At 64.4% G+C, this 19,037-nt stretch carries 15 protein-coding genes; 7 read left to right on the top strand and 8 right to left on the bottom strand.

Going from position 1 to position 19,037, the window contains the following annotated elements; all coding sequences use genetic code 11:
- Positions 1 to 279: 279 nt before the first annotated feature.
- The 4 genes from C7401_RS35035 (at position 280) to C7401_RS35020 (ending at position 5,202) form a co-directional block, all read left to right on the top strand.
- Complete coding sequence (locus tag C7401_RS35035; protein WP_112176614.1) at positions 280 to 783, top strand: sigma-70 family RNA polymerase sigma factor; 504 nt, start codon at positions 280 to 282, stop codon at positions 781 to 783.
- Between the two features lie 11 nt (positions 784 to 794).
- A complete protein-coding gene (locus C7401_RS35030; RefSeq protein ID WP_258397349.1) occupies positions 795 to 1,787 on the top strand; it encodes a FecR domain-containing protein in 993 nt (330 codons plus the stop codon).
- Between the two features lie 167 nt (positions 1,788 to 1,954).
- Positions 1,955 to 4,438, top strand: a complete 2,484-nt coding sequence (locus C7401_RS35025; protein ID WP_112176612.1) for a TonB-dependent siderophore receptor — start codon at positions 1,955 to 1,957, stop codon at positions 4,436 to 4,438.
- A 17-nt stretch (positions 4,439 to 4,455) separates the two neighbouring features.
- Positions 4,456 to 5,202 (top strand): hypothetical protein, encoded by a 747-nt coding sequence (locus C7401_RS35020; RefSeq protein ID WP_112176633.1) that lies wholly within the window; start codon positions 4,456 to 4,458, stop codon positions 5,200 to 5,202.
- Positions 5,203 to 5,278: 76 nt separating this feature from the next.
- Here C7401_RS35020 and C7401_RS35015 read toward each other — a convergent pair whose 3' ends face one another.
- Together C7401_RS35015 and C7401_RS35010 are read right to left on the bottom strand one after the other, a co-directional pair.
- Entirely contained in the window at positions 5,279 to 6,388 is a 1,110-nt protein-coding gene (locus tag C7401_RS35015) for an ATP-binding protein (protein WP_112176610.1), read from the bottom strand.
- Positions 6,385 to 7,095 (bottom strand): response regulator, encoded by a 711-nt coding sequence (locus tag C7401_RS35010; RefSeq protein WP_112176608.1) that lies wholly within the window; start codon positions 7,093 to 7,095, stop codon positions 6,385 to 6,387. The genes C7401_RS35015 and C7401_RS35010 overlap by 4 nt, the downstream gene beginning before the upstream one ends.
- A gap of 285 nt (positions 7,096 to 7,380) precedes the next feature.
- Between C7401_RS35010 and C7401_RS35005 the strand changes: the two genes are divergently transcribed.
- Genes C7401_RS35005 through C7401_RS34995 form a run of 3 tightly spaced genes read left to right on the top strand, consistent with a single transcriptional unit; the run spans position 7,381 to position 13,255 of the window.
- The gene (locus C7401_RS35005) at positions 7,381 to 8,607 is read left to right on the top strand and encodes an efflux RND transporter periplasmic adaptor subunit (RefSeq protein ID WP_258397348.1); all 1,227 of its coding nucleotides are present in this window, start codon (positions 7,381 to 7,383) and stop codon (positions 8,605 to 8,607) included.
- An 8-nt stretch (positions 8,608 to 8,615) separates the two neighbouring features.
- Entirely contained in the window at positions 8,616 to 11,726 is a 3,111-nt protein-coding gene (locus C7401_RS35000; RefSeq protein ID WP_112176604.1) for an efflux RND transporter permease subunit, read from the top strand.
- Positions 11,723 to 13,255 (top strand): efflux transporter outer membrane subunit, encoded by a 1,533-nt coding sequence (locus C7401_RS34995; protein ID WP_258397347.1) that lies wholly within the window; start codon positions 11,723 to 11,725, stop codon positions 13,253 to 13,255. The genes C7401_RS35000 and C7401_RS34995 overlap by 4 nt, the downstream gene beginning before the upstream one ends.
- A gap of 17 nt (positions 13,256 to 13,272) precedes the next feature.
- Here the strand turns inward: C7401_RS34995 and C7401_RS34990 are convergent, their stop codons facing one another.
- The 6 genes from C7401_RS34990 to dmpE form a co-directional block, all read right to left on the bottom strand.
- Entirely contained in the window at positions 13,273 to 14,109 is an 837-nt protein-coding gene (locus tag C7401_RS34990; RefSeq protein WP_112176602.1) for a fumarylacetoacetate hydrolase family protein, read from the bottom strand.
- A 103-nt stretch (positions 14,110 to 14,212) separates the two neighbouring features.
- Positions 14,213 to 14,530: a hypothetical protein gene (locus C7401_RS34985; protein ID WP_224041659.1), complete on the bottom strand. Its 318-nt coding sequence runs from the start codon at positions 14,528 to 14,530 to the stop codon at positions 14,213 to 14,215.
- Positions 14,531 to 14,653: 123 nt separating this feature from the next.
- Positions 14,654 to 15,904, bottom strand: a complete 1,251-nt coding sequence (locus tag C7401_RS34980; RefSeq protein WP_112176600.1) for an MFS transporter — start codon at positions 15,902 to 15,904, stop codon at positions 14,654 to 14,656.
- Positions 15,905 to 15,973: 69 nt separating this feature from the next.
- Positions 15,974 to 17,047 carry a porin gene (locus C7401_RS34975; RefSeq protein WP_112176599.1) on the bottom strand — a complete coding sequence of 358 codons (1,074 nt, stop codon included), beginning with the start codon at positions 17,045 to 17,047 and terminating at the stop codon, positions 15,974 to 15,976.
- Positions 17,048 to 17,181: 134 nt separating this feature from the next.
- Positions 17,182 to 18,039: an alpha/beta fold hydrolase gene (locus C7401_RS34970; protein ID WP_112176597.1), complete on the bottom strand. Its 858-nt coding sequence runs from the start codon at positions 18,037 to 18,039 to the stop codon at positions 17,182 to 17,184.
- Between the two features lie 189 nt (positions 18,040 to 18,228).
- Positions 18,229 to 19,011 (bottom strand): 2-oxopent-4-enoate hydratase, encoded by a 783-nt coding sequence (gene dmpE / locus C7401_RS34965; protein ID WP_112176595.1) that lies wholly within the window; start codon positions 19,009 to 19,011, stop codon positions 18,229 to 18,231.
- Positions 19,012 to 19,037: the final 26 nt, after the last annotated feature.

Genomic DNA, 19,037 nt, shown 5'->3' with positions numbered 1-19,037 from the left:
CTGGTCGACGCCTCACGCGAGCGTGCGCGTCAACTAGGGCAGAAATCGGACATTTCTAATGAGCCAGAACCGGACATTTCAAAAAAGCCGTAACAGCCATAAGTTCGATAATGTTAATTATGTTAAATAACGACCGAATCAAGAGCCAACCATCAAGCCCCACGCCGCCCATCTTTCGTGATAACGCTTCTCATTTACTTTTATCTCAATGACGTGTACCCTGCGAAGCTTGCTGTAAGAAAGCCATTCTTGTCCGAACCAGACTCGCGTATGTCGCGTATGACAGCCCTCCCGTCCGCCATCCACCTCGAAGTCGAAGCGCTTTATCGGGCGCACCACGGGTGGCTGCACGGCTGGTTGCGTCGCAAGCTCGGTTGTGCGCATTACGCGAGTGATCTTGCACACGATACGTTTGCGCGGTTGCTCGATCGCGAAGAACCGATCGAGGCGCGCGAGCCGCGAGCGTTCCTCACGACGGTCGCGCAGCGCGTGCTCTACAACCACTGGCGTCGCGAAGAGGTCGAGCGCGCGTATCTCGAAGCGCTGGCTCAGGTGCCCGAAGCGCTCGCGCCGTCGCCGGAAGAACAGACGGTGCTGCTCGAAACGCTCTGCGAAATCGACAAGCGGCTCGACGGTCTGCCCGTCATCGTCAAACGCGCGTTTCTGCTCGCGCAACTCGATGGCGCCACGCATGCCGAAATTGCGGCGACGCTCGATATTTCACTGGCCACCACGAAACGCTATCTGGTGAAAGCCGCGGCGCAGTGCTTTTTCGCGCTCTGAGCGGGGGCGCCGTGAATTTCGTTCCGCCCAACGTGGCACCCGAAGTCGCCCATCGCGCCGTGGAATGGTGGTTCGATCTGAGTAGCGGCAGCGTGACGCCCACGCAGCGCGCAGCCTTCGAGGCGTGGCGCGCCGCGCACGCCGATCACGAGCGCGCCTGGCAGCATATCCAGGACGTCTCGGGCCGCTTTCAGTCGATTGGCGATAGCGCCTCCGCGAACGCCGCGCGCTCGGCCCTCACGCGGTCGGGACGCGGCGTGTCACGCAGTCGCCGCGCCGGCATCAAGGCGTTTGCGCTGCTGCTTTTCGCAGGCGGCGCGACATGGAGCACGCGCCATCGCTCGGCATGGCCGGGCTGGGTCTCGGATCTGCACACGGCAACGGGCGAAGTCCGAATGGTCACGCTCGCCGACGACACCACGCTGACACTCGATACCGCCACTGCCGTCGACGTGCGCTTCACGCAGGAAGAGCGCCGCATCGTGCTTCGCCGCGGCGCGATCATGGTCGCCACGGGGCATCGCGACGGCCTCGCGCCGCGGCCCTTCGTGGTGCAAACCGCGCAAGGCACGGCGACCCCCATCGGCACGCGTTTTTCGGTGCGTCAGGCGCAAGACGACACGCACATCGCCGTGTTCGAAGGCGCCGTGCGCGTCGTGCCGGGCGCCGCGCCCTCCGCCACGCAGACGCTGCACGCGGGCGAACGCGCGCAATTCACGGAGAACGCGGTACTCGAAAAAGCGCCAGTCTCGAACGACGCCTCCGCGTGGACCAAAGGCATGCTGGTTGCAAACAATATGCGTCTCGCCGATCTGCTCGACGAACTCTCGCGCTATCGCGAAGGTCTGCTGCGGTGCGATCCGCGCGTGGCCTCGCTGCGAGTTTCCGGCACCTATCTGCTCGCCGATACCGATCTCGTGCTCGAAACGCTCACGCGCGCCCTGCCACTACGTGTGGACTATCTCACGCGATTCTGGGTCACTGTCGGGCCCGCTCGCACGTGATGGCGTGAGCGTTGAGACCTGCGTTTAACCGCCGCCTGGTAGCCCCGCCCGGTAGCCCCTTTACGGCTCGATAAAAAAATTCAGAAAAAAGTGAGCTGTTTTCGATTCTCGCGGGACAAGCCAGATGAGAGCAGCACTTCATCCGACTTTTTCCTGCCTTTTCGAACATGCATTCACCTGCCCACGGCGAGGCGTCGCGCGCGTCGCACCCTGCCGCTCCCTCTTTGCGCCAACGCCACTGGATCAGCATCGTGGCGCTCGCCCTCTTCGCCATCAGTGCGACGACGCCCGCCTTCGCCGGCCCGGATGCGGGCGCGACGCGGGAATTGGCATCGGCGCGCCAGCAATACGACATCGCCGCCGGGCCGCTCGAATCCGCGTTGAACCAGTTCGGCCAGCAGGCCGGCGTCATGATTTCATTTCCGGGCGAACTCGCAGCGAGGCGCACGAGCGCGGGATTGCACGGCGAATATGGCGTAACGGACGGCCTCGCGCACATTCTGCGCAACACAGGACTCGCGGCGAATGCGCAGGCGAACGGCAGCTACACGCTGATCGAAGACCCGGCCAACGTCGAACCCGATAATCGCGCCGTATTGCCCGCCGTGAAAGTCGGTGCATCGTCGATCAAGGCGGGCAGCTATCGCGCCCCCGCCGAAGCGAACGTCACGCGCTCCGACACGCCCGTGCTCGACACGCCGCAGGCCGTCAACGTGGTGCCCGCCCAGGTGCTGCGCGATCAGCGGCCCCGCAATCTCGACGACGCGCTCGCGAACGTGAGCGGCATCGTGCAAGGCAATACGCTCGCGGGCACGCAGGACACGCTGCTCAAGCGCGGCTTCGGCGGCAACCGCGACGGCTCCATCATGGAAAACGGCATGCCGCTCGTGCAGGGTCGCGCGCTCAACGACGCCGTCGATAGCGTGGAAGTGCTCAAGGGCCCCACGTCGCTGCTCTACGGCATCATGGACCCCGGCGGCGTGGTCAACGTGGTCAGCAAGCAGCCCATGCTTACGCCCTATCACGCGATTTCGGTGCTCGGCTCCACCTATGGCCACGGCCGCAACGGGGGCGGCGTAGCGCTCGACACCACGGGCCCGATCGGCGACACGGGGCTCGCTTACCGGCTCGTGCTCGATCAGGTGAACGAGCAGTATTGGCGCAATTATGGCGAACATCGCGAGACCCTGGTCGCGCCTTCCGTCGCATGGTACGGGAGCGACACGCAGGTCGTGCTCTCGTATCAGTACCGCAAATTTCTCTATCCGTTTGATCGCGGTACGGCACTCGATCCCAAGACGAACGAGCCGCTGGCCATTCCCGCGCGCGAACGTCTCGATGAGCCGTTCAACAACATGACTGGCGAGTCGCATCTCGTGCAGTTGCTCGTCGATCATCAGATCAACGCGAACTGGAAGGCGCATTTCGGCTATAGCTATAACCGCGAGACCTACGATGCGAACCAGTTGCGCGTGCAAGGCGTCAATAGCACGACGGGCGTGCTCTCGCGCAGCAACGACGCGACGCACGGCGCGGTGAGCACGGACAGCTACGCAATTGCCTATGTCGATGGCCACTTCGATATCGCGGGCCTGCGCAACGATCTCCAGATCGGCGTGGACGATGAATACCGTCGCATCTATCGCGCCGACCTCCTGCGCCAGGCCACGCAATATACGTTCAATTATTTCAATCCGGTGTATGGGCGAGAAAGTCCGTCGAGTACGGTGTCGGCGAGCGACAGCGATCAGACCGACACGCTGCACGACACGTCCGTGTTTCTCCAGGACAGCCTGCATCTGACCGACAAATGGATTCTCGTGGGCGGTGCGCGCTTCATTTCATATAACCAGATTGCTGGAAAAGGCCGGCCTTTTGTGGCAAACACCGACCTGAGCGGCAATAAATGGCTGCCGCGTGCGGGTGTGGTTTACAAATGGAACGATCGCGTCTCGCTCTACGGCAGCTACACCCAGTCGCTCAAGCCCACTTCGTCAATCGCGCCACTCAGCACGGGCGTCGTGATCGACTCTTCGGTTCGACCGGAAGAAGCCACGTCGTGGGAGCTCGGTGCGAAGATCGCGATGCCGGCGGGTCTCACGGGCACGCTCGCGCTTTTCAACATCGACAAGTCAAATGTGCTCGTTTCTCAGTACAACGACACGACCAAGGAAACCGACTGGCGCACCTCGGGCAAGGCTCGATCGCGCGGCGTGGAGCTTGACGTTTCCGGCCAGATCGGCCAGCACGTGAGTGTCATTGCGAGCTACGCGTATATCGACGCCAAAACGACCGAGGACCCGGAATATGCGGGCAACCGGCTCTGGAACGTCGCGCAGAATACGGCGTCGCTTGCGGCCGTGTACGACTTCGGCACCGTATTCGGCGGTGACCAGTTGCGCGTGGGTGCGGGTGCGCATTACGTGGGCTCGCGTCCGGGCGACTCGGCCAACAGTTTCACGCTGCCTGCCTACACCGTCGCCGACGCGTTCGCGACCTACGAAACGAAATGGGGCGAGCGCCGCGTCTCGTTCCAGTTGAACGTCAAGAACCTCTTCAACAAGACCTATTACCCGTCGAGCGCGAACCGCTACTTCGTCGCGGTAGGCGACGCGCGCCAGGTCTCGCTGCTCTCCACTTTCGAATTCTGATGCGCACACGCACTCTCATGAAACAGCGTCCCTCGTCTTCGGCTCCCAGCACCCTTTCGCGCCGCAATGCGCTATTCGCGCTCGGCGCCATTGCCGCGTCCTTCGCCGCACGCGGCGCGCGCGCACAGGGGCCTGACACATCGGGCACCGTCCTGATGGTGGTCCAGCTCAATGGACCGAATTTCGCCGTCGACCAGAAGATTGCGGCGCATCTGCAAGCGCGCGGCTACACCGTGCGGCTCGTCAATCAGGATGTCGACCCCGCGCTCGCGCACGATGCGCGGCTCGTTGTCATTTCATCGACCGTCTCCGCGAAGGACGTGCCCGCCGGCTGGCGCAACGCGCCGGTGCCGCTGCTCACGTGGGAGAACGACCTGCTCGACGACCTCGCCATGAGCGGCAAGCGGCACGATACCGACTTCGGCGAAGTGGAAAAGGAGCGCTATCTGTGGCTCACGAACGCGCCGCATGCCGCGTCGGGGGGATTGCCGGCGGGCGTGTCCAACGTATTTCGCAAGCAGGCGCCCATGAGTTGGGGCAAGCCCGGACTCGGCGCGTCGATCATCGCCACGATCTACGGCCAGCCGGAGAAGGCCGCGATTTTCACCTACGAAAAAGGCGCGACGATGGACTACGAGGCGCTCGCGCCGGCGCGTCGCACCATGTTCTTCATGGACAACGATTCGTTTCCCAATCTCTCGGAGGCGGGAATCCGGCTGTTTGACGCGGCGGTGGATTGGACCGCGGCGCGCGCGGCTGGCTAACCTGAGCACGGGCGGGTCTGGGTTCGCTCCCGCCACACCGCGTTCACTTCGCACGCCCCTGAAAAGCTGATGGCGGTCAGTTCGGGATCGCGGCCGCTTGAAAAGCCGATGCCGGGATCACCAATTCGAAGGTGGATCCGCCTTGACTGTTTTCCCGGTAGCTCGCTGTCCCGCCGTGCGCCAGTGCAATCGCCCGCACAACCGAAAGCCCGAGGCCGGAGCCGCCGAACTTGCGCGAGCGGGACGCGTCCGCGCGCGCGAACGGCTCGAACATCTGCGCCTCGAATCCAGGCGTAACCCCCGGCCCTTCGTCTTCCACAGACAGCCGCACGTTGTCGGCGTCACCGTCGGCACGAACCACGAGTGTGCCCGGCACGGCGTATCGTCGCGCGTTGTCGAGCAGCGCCAGCAAGGCCTGACGAATTCGCGTGCCGTCGCAATGCACCACGACCGGTGCCAGCGTGAGTTCGACCATGATCCCCGCCTCGGACAGTTCCTCGACGATCGAGTCGACGGCGCGGCGGATTTCCACGTCGATGCGCGTGGGCTCCATGCGCATTTCCAGCCGCCCGATGTCCTGAAGCGTCACGATATGCAGGTCGTCCACGAGACGCGTGAGGCCTTCCACCTGAAACAGCAGCCCGCGAATCTGCGCTTCGTCCGACTTGAATACGCCGTCCTTCATGCCCTGCAACCGGCCACGCAGGATCGTGAGCGGCGTGCGCAGTTCATGCGCGATAGCCGCATTCCAGGCGCTCATGTCGGCCGTCATGCGTTGCAGGCGAACAGCCATGGCGTTGAAGTCGTCCACCAGCAGAGCCGTCTCGCCGAGTGAGCGGTCGCCCGGCAGCGCACGCGCCGCGAGGTCGCCCGCCGCGATGCTGCGGGCGCTTTCCGCGAGCGAATTGAGCGGCGCGAGAATGCGCCGCGCGAGCCGCGACGCCATGATCACCGCGACCACGAGCCCGAACAGCAGGAGAATCGCGAAGATCAGATAGTCGCGCGGGTCGGGAATGAAAAGCTCTTTGCCAGTGGGTGGATACGGCGGCGGAGAGAACAGAAAGAGCAGCCCGTAGATGACGATCGACCCGACAAACGCAATGAGCATGGTGATGCAGGACACGAGCCCCATCGACAGGACGATCTGGCGGACGAGCCGCCCGCGATGCTCCACGGGCCCGTTCATTCGGCGTCACCCAGGCGGTAGCCCACGCCGCGCACGACCGCGATCACTTCGGATGCGCCCGCCTTGTCGAGCTTCTTGCGCAGATTGCTCACGTGACTGTCGACGGTGCGCTCGAGCGCGTCGCCGCCCGGAAGGCACGCGTCAACGAGTTCGCCACGCGTGAAAACGCGATTGGGTGACTTCGCCATGTGCGCGAGCATGCGGAATTCGGTGAGGGTCAGCGCAAGCTGCACGCCGCCCTTTTCCGCGCCGCCGACGCCGGGAGCCGAACGCACGCTCGCCATATAGCTTTGCGTGTCGATTTCGAGGCGTCCCACGCGCAACACCGGCTCCGTGCGTGCCCCCCCCGTGCGCCGTAACACGGCGCCGACGCGCGCCACCACCTCCACGGGATTGAACGGCTTCGCCACGTAGTCGTCCGCGCCGATGCGCAAGCCTTGCAAGCGGTCGATGTCCTGATCGAGCGCCGTCACGATCACCACGGGCGTATCGCCGCGCCGGCGTAATTCGGAGAGCACTTCCCAGCCGTCCTTGCCGGGCATCTTGATGTCGAGCAGCACGAGATCGGGTTTCAGGACCGGCTGCACATCGAGCGCCGACTGGCCGTTAGCGACCTGGTAGGTCCGATAGCCTTCCCGGGTGAGATAGGCGTCGAGTATTTCGGCAATTTCAGGTTCGTCTTCGGCGATCAGGATCAGCGCGTTCATGGTTCATCGCGTGCGTCTGGGCGGGCGTGTCGTCAAGCGGGAGCTCCATCGTGACCGCTTGCGCGTTGCGCCGCAATTTGCTCCATCGAGTCTCCATCATATCTCAACAATTCGCCACGTCCGCCGCGCATTCCATTGCGCATTTCCTCGCGATTCGCGCAGCCTGCGCGGCTCGCTCGACACAATCTCCACACGATCTCCATCCTCCCCGAACGGCCGCATGCCAGCATCCAGCCTCCGCCATCGCGCCGCACGCATGCACCGCACACCATGAATACCCACTCGATGAGAACAACCACGCGAACGGCCACGGCCGTGGTTGCCCTGCTGCTCGCGCTCGCAGCGTGCCGCGGCGAACACGACGCCGCCGCGTCGCAGAGCATGCCCAAACCGCAGGTCAGTGTGGTCACGCTCCACCCGCAGACCGTGCAGGTCAGCACGGAGCTACCGGGCCGCGTTGTCGCGTTTCTCGAAGCCGAAGTGCGCCCGCAGGTCGGCGGCATCATCCAGCAGCGTCTTTTCGTGGAAGGCGCGCAAGTGAAGGCCGGCCAGCCGCTTTACCAGATCGATCCGGCAAGCTACAAAGCTGCGCGCGACAGCGCCGAAGCCGCGCTGCAACGCGCGCTGGCAGCCGTCCCCGCCGCGCAGGCCAGGGCCGATCGCAACAAGGATCTCATCAAGCAGAATGCGATCAGCCGGCAGGACTATGAAGAATCGATGGACACGCTCGCGCAGGCGCGCGCCAACGTATCGGCCGCCAGGGCCGCACTGGAAGCCGCGCGTATCGATCTCGAGCGCACCACGATACGCGCGCCCATCTCGGGGCGTATCGACCGCTCGACGCTCACGCCCGGCGCGCTCGTGAGCGCGAGCCAGAGCGTGGCGCTCACGACGATCCATCAAATCGACCGTGTGAATGTCGATATCACGCAGTCGAGCGCGAGCCTGCTCGACCTGCACGAGGCCATCGACGCGGGCCGCGTGATCACTGCGGGCGGCGCGGTGCCAGTGAAGCTCAAGCTCGAGAACGGCTCGCTCTATCCGCTCGAAGGCAGGCTCGAATTCGGCGAATCGAGCGTCGCCACGGCAACGGGCACCTATACGCTGCGCGCGAGCGTGCCCAATCCGCGCCGCCTGCTGTTGCCCGGCATGTACGTGCGCGCGATCGTCGCGGAAGGCACGACGCCCGGCGCCTATCTGCTGCCGCAGCGCGCCGTGAGCCGCAACGCGCGTGGCGAGGCGACCGCACTGTTCGTGCGCGGCGGCAAGCTCGAGGAAGTCGTGCTCGGCCACGCGCGCGAGCACGGCAACGACTGGCTCGTCACCCACGGCGTGCGTGACGGCGACGCGCTCGTCGTGGAGGGCAGCCAGCAGGCGCGCGCGGGCGACGCCGTCGCAAGCACCGAGGTCACGATAGACGCCGCGACGGGCACCGTGCGCAAGTTGCCTGAGCGCGCCGCCGCGCCGTCCGCGAATTCGGCCCAGGCCGCCGCGCCCGGCAACCGCACCTGAGGAACGACATGTCGGCATTTTTCATCAGACGCCCCGTCTTCGCGTGGGTGCTCGCCATCGTCGTGATGCTCGCCGGGCTGCTCGCGCTCAAGCGCCTGCCGGTCGCGCAGTATCCCGAGATCGCGCCCACCACGATCTCGATCTCGGCGAACTACGCCGGCGCCGATGCGCAGACCATCGAGAACTCGGTCACGCGCGTGATCGAGCAAGGGCTCACGGGCCTCGACAATCTGCTCTACATGGCGGCCAGTTCGGACGCCTCGGGCGAGGTCGAGATCCGCCTCACCTTCAGCAACGCCGCCAATCCCGACGTCGCCCAGATGCAGGTGCAGAACAAGCTCCAGCTCGTCACCGCGCAGCTTCCCTCGGTCGTGCAGAGCACCGGGCTCACGGTGACGAAGTCGTCGGCGAGCTTTTTGATGGTGGTGGGCTTCGTCTCCACGGACGGCAAGCTCAGCTCCGTCGATCTCGACGATTACGTGGGCAGCACGTTGCAGGACCAGATTCGCCGCGTGCCGGGCGTCGGCAACACGCAGCTTTTCGGTTCGAGCTACGCGATGCGCGTTTGGCTCGATCCCAACCGGCTCGCCAAGTACGCGCTCATGCCCGGCGATGTGGAAGCCGCGCTGCGCGCGCAGAATGCGCAAGTGTCGGCGGGCCAGTTGGGCGCGCAGCCCGCGCGCGCCGGCCAGCAACTCAATGCGACCGTGACCGCGCAAAGCCGCCTGCAAACGGCTGCGCAATTCGCCGACGTCATCGTCAAGAGCGGCTCGGACGGTGCCATCGTGCGGTTGAAGGACGTGGCGCGCGTGGAAATCGGCGCGGAGAACTACACCTACGCGTCCACCTACAACGGCATGCCCGCTTCCTCGCTGGGCGTGAATCTCGCGACCGGCGCCAACGCGATAGACACCGCGAAGCGCATCAAGGGACTCATCGCTTCGCTCAAGGGCACACTGCCCGCGGGCGTGGAGGTGGTCTATCCGTACGACACCACGCCGTTCGTCACGCTCTCCATTCATGAGGTCGTGAAAACGCTGGTCGAAGCCATCGTGCTCGTGTTCATCGTGATGCTGGTGTTCTTGCAGAACATGCGCGCCACACTGATTCCCACGCTGGCGATTCCCGTCGTGCTGCTTGGCACGTTCGGCGTGCTCGCCGTGTTCGGCTATTCGATCAACACGCTGACCATGTTTGCGATGGTGCTCGCGATCGGCCTGCTGGTGGACGACGCCATCGTGGTGGTGGAGAACGTCGAGCGCGTGATGGCCGAGGAAGGACTCTCCCCGCGCGAAGCCACGCTCAAGTCGATGCGAGAGATTACCGGCGCGCTGATCGGCATTGCCACGGTGCTTTCGGCCGTTTTCGTGCCGATGGCGTTTTCATCGGGCTCCACAGGCACGATTTACCGGCAGTTTTCGGTGACGATCGTCACGGCGATGCTGCTCTCCGTGGCGGTGGCGTTGATCCTCACGCCCGCGCTGTGCGCGACGATCCTGCGCAAGCCTGCCGCGCACGGCGCGCAGCGTGGCTTCGCCGCGTGGTTCAACCGTGGCTTCGATCGCGGCTCACTCGCCTATCGTGCGGGCGTGGAAGGCATCCTCACGCGCGGCAAGCGCTTTCTCGCGATCTTTCTGGCGATCGTGGTGGCGATGGGCTGGATGTTCATGCGTCTGCCCAGTTCGTTTCTGCCCGTCGAGGATCAGGGCATTTTGCTGACCGCCGTGCAGTTGCCCGCCGGCGCCATGAATGCGCGCACGCGCGACGTGCTCAAGACCGTTACGGACTACTACCTGACCAAAGAGAAGGATGCCGTGGAAGGCGTCATGGCCATCGAGGGCTACGGCTTCGGCGGCTCGGGCCAGAACGCAGGCATGGTGTTCGTGCGCCTGAAGGACTTCGAGGCGCGCAAGTCCGCCAATCTCTCCGCGCAGGAAGTCGCGCAGCGCGCGAGCGCCGCGTTCGCCGCCATCGGCGACGCGCAGGTCTACGCGCTCCTGCCGCCGGCAATCGACGGCATGGGCACGTCCAACGGCTTCGACTTCTACCTGGAGGACACCAATGGCGCAGGACGTGAACAGCTCACGCAGGTCCGAGACGCGTTGCTCGGCTCGGCGGCGCGCAGCGCCCGGCTCGCCAATACGCGCCCCACGGGGCAAGAGCCGACGCCGCAGTTCGCCGTGGACATCGACCAGGCCAAGGCGAGCGCGCTAGGCCTGAATCTCGCCGACATCAACAACACGCTGTCGGTGGCCTGGGGCAGCAATTACGTGAACGACTTCGTGGACCGTGGCCGCGTGAAGCGCGTCTATGTGCAGTCCGACGCCGACTTCCGCATGCAGCCAAGCGACCTCGACGGCTGGCATGTGCGCAACGCAAGTGCGGAAATGGTGCCGTTCGCCTCGTTCGCGCATGGCCGCTGGACCTTCGGCCCGACACGGCTCGAACGCTATAACGGTGTCCCTGCACTCGAAATCCAGGGCGAGGCCGCGCCGGGCGTCAGCTCCGGGGCGGCGATGAGCGAGATCGACAAGCTGGTGGCCCGACTGCCGCCGGGATTCCGGCATGAATGGACCGGCCTCTCCTACGAGGAACGTCTCGCGGGTGACCAGGCGGCAGCGCTCTACGCGATCTCGGTGCTCGTGGTGTTTCTGTGCCTCGCCGCACTCTATGAAAGCTGGTCCGTTCCGCTCGCCGTCATGCTCACCGTGCCGCTGGGCATGGCGGGCGCGCTGCTGGCCGCGATGCTGTGCGCTCAGACCAACGACGTCTACTTCAAGGTGGGCTTGCTGACGACGATCGGTCTCGCGGCGAAAAACGCGATCCTCATCGTCGAGTTCGCGCTGGAGCGCGAGGCACGTGGCGCGACGCTGCTCGAAGCGACGCTCGACGCCGCGCGCCAGCGCCTGCGGCCGATTCTCATGACCTCGTTCGCCTTCATTCTCGGCGTCGCGCCGCTCGCGGTCGCGACCGGCGCGGGCTCGGGGGCACAGAACGCCATCGGTATCGGCGTGATGGGCGGCATGGTCGCGGCCACCGTGCTCGGCATTTTCTTCGCGCCGCTCCTCTACGTGGCGGTACGGCAAACCTTCGGCCGGGGCAAGCGCGAACGCACATGAACGCACTTCAACGCACCAACATGAAACGGCAGCTCAATCGCACATCGCTCTCGAATCGCAAGGCCGGCGTTGCGGCCGTGGTCGTGCCCCTGGTCGCGGCCCTGCTGCTCTCAGGCTGTGCCGTGGGGCCCGACTACCGTGCGCCGCACGCGGACGTGCCCGCTCAATGGAGCGGCGGAAAATCGGCGCCCGAGGCGAACGGCGCGCAGGCCGCCGAGCGTCCCGACCTGCGCCAGTGGTGGGTACACCTGAGCGATCCGCTCCTCGACACGCTGATCGAAGAGGCTGTCAGCGGCAACCTCGACGTGGCGACCGCCGCCGCTCGCGTGCGCGAGGCGCGCGCAGTGGTGCGTCAGGCCGGCGGCGCGCTTTATCCGTCGCTCAACGGCACGGCTGCGTTCACGCGCTCGGGTGCGGGCTCGCACGCCGTCACCACAACGTCTTCCAGCGCGGGCGCCAGCACGTCCGTACTCGGCGTGGGCAGCCCCGCCAACCTCTTCCAGGCGGGCTTCGACGCCAGTTGGGAGATCGACATCTTCGGCGGAAACCGGCGCTCGCTGGAAGCCGCGCAAGGCGGACTCGACGCTGCGCAGTGGGATCTGCGTTCAACACTGCTTACGCTGGTGGGCGACGTGGCCACGCACTATGTCGAAGCGCGCGGCTACCAGGCGCGCCTTGCGCTGGCGCGCGCGACGGCCGACTCACAGCAGGAAACCGCGCGTCTCACGCGCATACGCTTCGTGGCTGGCTCGAACTCGGGCCTCGACGCGGCGAACGCATCGGGCGAAGCGCAGTCGACGCTCGCCACCATCCCCGCGCTGGAGGCCGCTTATGCGCAAAGCGTGCACAGCCTGGCCGTGCTGCTGGGCCGGGCTCCGGGCGCGCTGCTCGCGAGTATGGAGCGCGCGCAGGATGTGCCTGTTCCGCCGCTGCCCGTCATGCTCGGCGTGCCCGCCGACGTGCTGCTCGCCCGCCCCGATGTTCGCGCTGCGGAGCGGCGCTACGCACAGAGCACGGCGCGCGTAGGCCAGGCCGAGGCCGCACGTTATCCGCGCGTCACGCTCACCGGCACGCTCAGCACGTCGGGCACGCAGTTCGGCGACCTTGCGCGGCATTCGTCCATCGGCTGGTCGATCGGACCCGCGGTCACGATTCCCCTTTTCGACGCAGGTCGCCTGAAGGCCGCGGTGGAGATTGCCGATGCGCAGCGCGACCAGTCTTTCATCGCGTATCGTTCGGCGGTGTTGACTGCACTGCAAGACGTGGAAAACGCCAGCGTATCGCTCTCGCGCGAAACCGAGCGCGTGCAGAACCTGAAGCGTTCCGCCGATGCCTATGGCGACGCGGCGGCGATGGCGCAATCGCTCTATCGCTCGGGATCGACGGGTTTTCTCGAAGTGCTGACGGCCGAGCGTTCGTTGTATGCGGCGCAAGACACGCTGATTCAGAGCCGCGTGCTCATTGCTACGGATTTCATTGCGCTGAACAAGGCGCTGGGAGGTGGATGGGACGGCGCGGAAGCCGACTAGATCCCGGCTTTCCGCGCTTACCTCACCACATGGCGCTGCTCACCCAGGCCGGTTATCGCCATATCGATGACATCACCGGCAGCGAGGTACACAGGCGGCTTCATACCCAGTCCCACGCCAGCGGGCGTGCCGGTGATGATCAGATCACCGGGCCGCAGCGTCATGAACTGGCTACAGTAGCTCACGATCTGCGCCACACTGAAAATCATGTCCTGCGTGTGACCTCGTTGCCTTGCCTGGCCATTGACGGACAGAGTCAACGCCAGGCCCTGCGGATTCGTGAGTTCGTCCGGCGTCACGATCCACGGGCCGATGGGCGTGTAGGTGTCAAAGCTCTTGCCTTTTCCCCACTGCCCGTTACGCTGCAATTGCCAGTGACGCTCCGAAACGTCATTCACGACGCAATAACCGGCCACGCTTGCCATTGCGTCGTCCTGTCCGAGTTGCGACGCCACGCTGCCGATCACGATACCCAGTTCGATCTCCCAGTCCGTATGGGCCGATTCCGGCGCGAGCACGATGTCGTCGTTCGGACCGCTTATCGACGAAGTCGATTTGCTGAACACGAGTGGCTCGGCGGGAATCGGCAAATCGGCTTCCAGCGCGTGATCGCGATAGTTGAGCCCAATTGCAATGATTTCGCGTACACGGCGCAAAGGCGGACCGAGCCGTGGCGCGCCGGGCACGACCGGCAGTTGCGTCACGTCGACGGCCGCAAGGAAGCGGCGGCCCTCGGGCGACAGCACGTCTTCGTCGATGTCGCTCACTATCGGGCGCAGCGCCCGGATGCGGCCTTCACGATCAAGCATGCCAGGCAACTCTTCGCCAGCCGGGCCGTATCGCAGCAGTTTCACAACGCAGTCTCCCTGTTGATGGATTCACGCGCTCGAATGCCATCCAGCATTCGAGCGCCATTGCCTTATCAGGCTTGATGACACGGCGACTACAAGCGCCCTGTCACTGGCCAGCCGACGCGCCCGCCGCCTTCCTTTCGGCTCCCTGCGCGCTTTCCGGATAGTTCGGATCGTATCCACCCGGTTTGTAGCCCGCGCTCTCGAGCTTCTTCAACTCCGCATTCTTCTTCGCGCGGGCCTCCTTGCGAGCGGCCTTGCGCGCGGCTTTCTTCTGCGCTTTCGTCATCGAAGCGGGATTGGCCTGACCCTGCGCCACTGCGTTTGCGGCGTCGCTGGCTTGCTGTCCTTGCGCGAATACGCCTGGTACTCCGAACATCACCGTCATGAGCACTGCCGCCAGAGCGACCTTGAGTGTTTTCACCTGTATTCTCCGTTCTTGTTCGTTGGCAAATTGATTCGCTTGTGATTCGCTTGTGATTCGCTTGTGATTCGCTTGTGATTCGCTCGAGCGCCCCGCTCGCGAGGCGCGTGAGAAAAACCGTGGTTAAGCCGCCTCGGCGCGGCGTCCCGCGAAATCGCGCTTCGGGTCGCGCATGCCGAACGCCGAGATCAGCAGTCCGAGCACAGCGGAGCCCAGCGCGATCTGCACGATCACGGCAATACCGACGTGCTGCGCGATGCCGCCCGTGACGGCGGGAGCCACGGCGCCGCCGATGATTTCACCCAGCCCGACGATCATGCCCGTTGCGGTCGCGCCCAACTCCGGCGGCACCGATTCATTCGCGAACGGCCCGACCGTAATGCCGATGACCCCCGCGATGAGAAACGTCACGATAGCGAGCAAAACGAAGAGCCTGACCGGGTCAGCGCCCGTTTGCGTGAGAAACCAGAGGCCGACCACCTCGCACGCGAGCGCAGCCACGATCACGCGCTTGCAGCCGAACCGGTCCGACAACGCGGGCAGCACGACAACGCCAACGCAGCACCCCACGCCGAGTGCGGAAAGCACGAGCCCCATCGAATCCATGCCCAGGTGCAGGTGGTCGGTGAGATAACTGGGCAGGAACGCCGACAGCACCACGAGGCCCGAAAGCGCGCAGAGCATCAGCAGCGTGCCCGACACCACGTTGCGGTAGCGCAGCACCTCGAACCACGACGAGTTTTCCCGCACCTGGGCGTGCGCGGCGGGCGCATCGGCACGCAACGATTTCGCGAGCAGCACTGCGATCACGAAGCCGGGTACGGCGACGATGGCGAAGATCCAGTGCCACGACGGCACGAACTTGAGCATGCCCACGGCGAGCAAGGGCCCGAGGCCTAGCCCCACCAGCGGCGCCGACATTTGTTGAAGCCCCACGTTCAGGCCGATACGGCTCGGCTTCGACGCCTCGACCGTCGCCACGATGCTCGCGGGCACATAAGCGCCTTCCGCGACGCCCATGAGCGCGCGCAACAGCACCATGCTCATCATGCCGGCAGCGAGGCCGCTGCCGCCCACCAGCAGCGAGAACGCAATCACCGCGGGCACGATCACGCGCTTGCAGCCAACGCGGTCGGTGAGGCGGCCCGTGAGTATCGAGGCGAGGCCCCAACACAGCGAAAGCACGGCGGAAATCAGGCCAAGATCCTGATAATTCATGCCGAGTTCTTTCGCGATCACGGGAAAGAGCGGATAGATGATGTTGCGGTCCAGCCCCACAAGTCCGTAACCCAATGCGAGCAGGAATACCGCCTTGACCTCGTAGCGCAGGTTCCAGTCAGCGCGCCCGCTTGAGGCGGCAGCCGTCGTTTCCATGATGGATGTCTCCAATGTTCTGTAGTGTCCGGGCATTGGCGCGCGGCGTTCGCGAGCCGCGCGCGGGTCTTACCAGGTGTGCATCATCCCGACGCGCACCATGGTCTGGTTGCCCGAAGTCGAGAATGCGCCGGCGCCCGGAATGAGCGCGGGTGCGCCGTCCGAAGCATGCTGGTACACGGCAAACGCATAGACGCTCGTGCGCTTGGACAGGTAGTACGCGAGATTCAGTCCGACCTGGTGCATCTTCACGTCATTGACAACGTGATTGCCGTCGTTGAACTGATACGCGAAGCCGACGATTGCAGCCGGCGTGAGCGGATACGTGGCGGCGAAGTCGTACACCATCACGCGCGCGTTGTTATAGGTGTTGGTGGCCTGCGCCACCATGGCGGCAACGAAGCCGTTGCCAACCGGTATGCGCCCGCCCACGCCCCAGTCGCGCAGACCGCTGTTGCCTTCATTGATGGTGGGAAACTTCGTGTACGTGTATGCGGCATCCACCGCGACCGGGCCGGTGTTATAGCTCAGGCCAAAGCTCTGCGTGCTGTTCTGGCTGAATGCGCCGGCCACGCCGCCGAAGCCGTACATCGCGCCGAACTTGAAGCCGCCCATGCGCGGGCTTTCATAGGTCACGGCGTTGGGTGTGGAATAGAGGTCGGCTGTGCGCAGAAAGTCCATCGAGCCGAACGCGGGCGCGCCAAGCTGCGGAAACGGTCCGCCCTGGGTGAACGTGGGTTCGAGCGAGGCGAGCATCGGCCCCCAGCGATCGACTGTCATGTAATTGAACATGAAGTCGGTTTGCAGGCCCATCGTCAGGCGTCCCAGGGAATCGTTGTCGAGCCCCACGTATGAGTACCGGAACATCTGGCCGGTGCTATAGAGCGAACCCGTGCCGATGTCGAAGGTGTTGAGCAGCTTTGCGATGGCCCGGGTGCCGCCTCCCAGGTCTTCGATGGCGGAAATGCCGAACCCCGTGTTGTTCGAAATGCCGCCCTGCATGAAGGTATTCGAGTGGCCACCCGCATTCGATACCCAGGTCAGGCCCGCGTCGATGGCGCCGAACAGCGTGACGCTTGTCTGGGCGTGGGCCGTGCCGGCCAGCAACGTGGCCGCCGCGCATGTCATGATTTTCGCTTTCACCGTGTCTCCAAACTATTTTTTCGTATTTGTGATGCGTGTCTCGCAACCAGAAGCGATTCCGGTTGTGGTCTTTCGGTGATGCCGGCGCGCGGGGGCGGCGCAAGACAACGTGACTGCGCCGCCCTTGCGACGCCTTAGTGCTTCAGAAAATCGATGACGAGACGGTTGAACGCTTGCGCGTGCTCCCACTGCGCCCAGTGGCCGCAGCGGTTGAACACGTGGAATTGCGCGTCACGCAGGCCCCAGATCATGCGCAGGCCGTTGTCGAGCGGCACGAAGCGGTCGTCGCGGCCCCAGGTCACGAGGGTCGGCGCGCTGATTTCCGGGAGCCGGCCGCTCAGGTCCGGAAACTGGTTCGGATTCACTTCGAGGCTCTTGACGAAGTTTTCGAGGTGATCGCGGCGCGCCATCATGTTTGCGAAACGGCCTTGAATCAACTCTTCGGTAATCGTCGAAGGATCGAAGACGAACACGTCCAGCATGCGGCGCAGGCTTTCCATCGTCGGGTTCTTGTACGCACCGAACAGCAGCTTGATCCCTTCGAGCGGCATCGGCTGGAAGAGGCTCGGACCTACGCCGCCGCCGCCCATGATGACCATCCTGGCCAGGCGCTCGGGATAGTTCAGCGCAAACGACAGCGCGTTGACGCCGCCCATCGAGTTGCCGAGAATGTGCACGCGGTCGATGTCGAGCACGTCGAGCAGGCCCTTGAGCGCGCGCGCGTTGATTTCAGATCGCGCGCCGCGCGTGACCACAATGGGATCGCTCTTGTTCCAGCCCGGCGAGTCCAGCAGGATCACGCGATAGCCGGCTTCCACGAACGTGTCGATGTTGCGATGAAAGTTGCTCCACCCGGAAGCGCCGGGACCGGAGCCGTGCATCATCACGACGGTTTCGCCCGTACCCGCGTCGTTGTAATGGACCTGCGCGTCGAGGTCACCTTCCTTGATCCGCGCGAATTTGCTCGTTCCTGCTTCGGTCAATGCAGCCATTGCACTCCTCCTTGATCGGATCACTATCCAATGTCACTGTGTTTTCGGCTATCGCGTGATGCCGATAGCCATATGATTAGTATTGCGAATGGTATCGCGTGCGCTATTGCCGAAAAAAGACAGCAAATCCGAACGCTTCATTCGCAAATACCGAAAGCCGTTTCAGGCGGCTTACTCCCATCGACAAAGTCAAACAAAACGGGCCGAGCAATTGCCGATGCCGCCAATCGACACATGAAGGTTGTCGCCCGCCTTCACCGGCACCATCGTTCCAAGCGATCCCGAAAGAATGACTTCACCGGCCTTGAGCGGCACGCCGAGCCTGCCAAGCGTATTGGCCAGCCAGGCAACGGCATTGGCCGGGGAATTGAGCGCCGCGGCGCCCGCCCCCGTTGCGACCACCGCGCCGTTCTTCTCCAGCACCATGCCGCAGGTGCGCAGATCGAGCGAGCGGGGATCGACAAACTGGCTGCCCAGCACGAACAGGCCACAGGAGGCGTTGTCGGCCACCGTGTCCTGAATGCGGATCTTCCAGTCGCGGATGCGTGAATCCACGATCTCGAAGCACACGAGTACGCCTTCCGTGGCGCGCAGCACGTCGGCCACCGAAATGCCCGGCCCCATCAGGTCATGCTTGAGCACGAACGCAATCTCGCCTTCGGCCTTCGGTTGAATGAGCTTCGTGGTATCGATCGGCGCGCCTTCTTCGCGCAACATCGTGTCGAGCAGGTAGCCGAAATCCGGCTGATGCACGTTGAGCAATTGCATGACGGCGTCGCTCGTCACACCGATCTTCTTGCCGACGATGCGCGCACCCGCGCTCACCTGGCGTTCGATCAGTCGCTGCTGGATCCGGTAAGCGTCTTCGACGCTCAGCGTCTCGTGGCGCGAGGTCAGCGGCTCGACGGTGGTCTGGTTGTCGAGCGCGCGCCAGAGTTCGTCGCCGAGGTCCGCAATCAATGAAGGGTCCATTCCGTGGTTCCCGTGTTCTGCATGGG

The sequence above is a fragment of the Paraburkholderia unamae genome, assembly GCF_003268775.1.
GTDB lineage: Bacteria > Pseudomonadota > Gammaproteobacteria > Burkholderiales > Burkholderiaceae > Paraburkholderia > Paraburkholderia unamae.
The sequence above is the reverse complement of the archived record's forward strand: the minus strand, read 5'-3'. Positions and strand labels throughout refer to the sequence as shown.

Coding starts and splice junctions, on each gene's coding strand:
- C7401_RS35035 (WP_112176614.1), top strand. CDS start 280: ATGACAGCCCTCCCGTCCGCCATCCACCTCGAAGTCGAAGCGCTTTAT.
- C7401_RS35025 (WP_112176612.1), top strand. CDS start 1,955: ATGCATTCACCTGCCCACGGCGAGGCGTCGCGCGCGTCGCACCCTGCC.
- C7401_RS35020 (WP_112176633.1), top strand. CDS start 4,456: ATGAAACAGCGTCCCTCGTCTTCGGCTCCCAGCACCCTTTCGCGCCGC.
- C7401_RS35015 (WP_112176610.1), bottom strand. CDS start 6,388: ATGAACGGGCCCGTGGAGCATCGCGGGCGGCTCGTCCGCCAGATCGTC.
- C7401_RS35010 (WP_112176608.1), bottom strand. CDS start 7,095: ATGAACGCGCTGATCCTGATCGCCGAAGACGAACCTGAAATTGCCGAA.
- C7401_RS35005 (WP_258397348.1), top strand. CDS start 7,381: ATGAGAACAACCACGCGAACGGCCACGGCCGTGGTTGCCCTGCTGCTC.
- C7401_RS35000 (WP_112176604.1), top strand. CDS start 8,616: ATGTCGGCATTTTTCATCAGACGCCCCGTCTTCGCGTGGGTGCTCGCC.
- C7401_RS34995 (WP_258397347.1), top strand. CDS start 11,723: ATGAACGCACTTCAACGCACCAACATGAAACGGCAGCTCAATCGCACA.
- C7401_RS34980 (WP_112176600.1), bottom strand. CDS start 15,904: ATGGAAACGACGGCTGCCGCCTCAAGCGGGCGCGCTGACTGGAACCTG.
- C7401_RS34970 (WP_112176597.1), bottom strand. CDS start 18,039: ATGGCTGCATTGACCGAAGCAGGAACGAGCAAATTCGCGCGGATCAAG.
- dmpE (WP_112176595.1), bottom strand. CDS start 19,011: ATGGACCCTTCATTGATTGCGGACCTCGGCGACGAACTCTGGCGCGCG.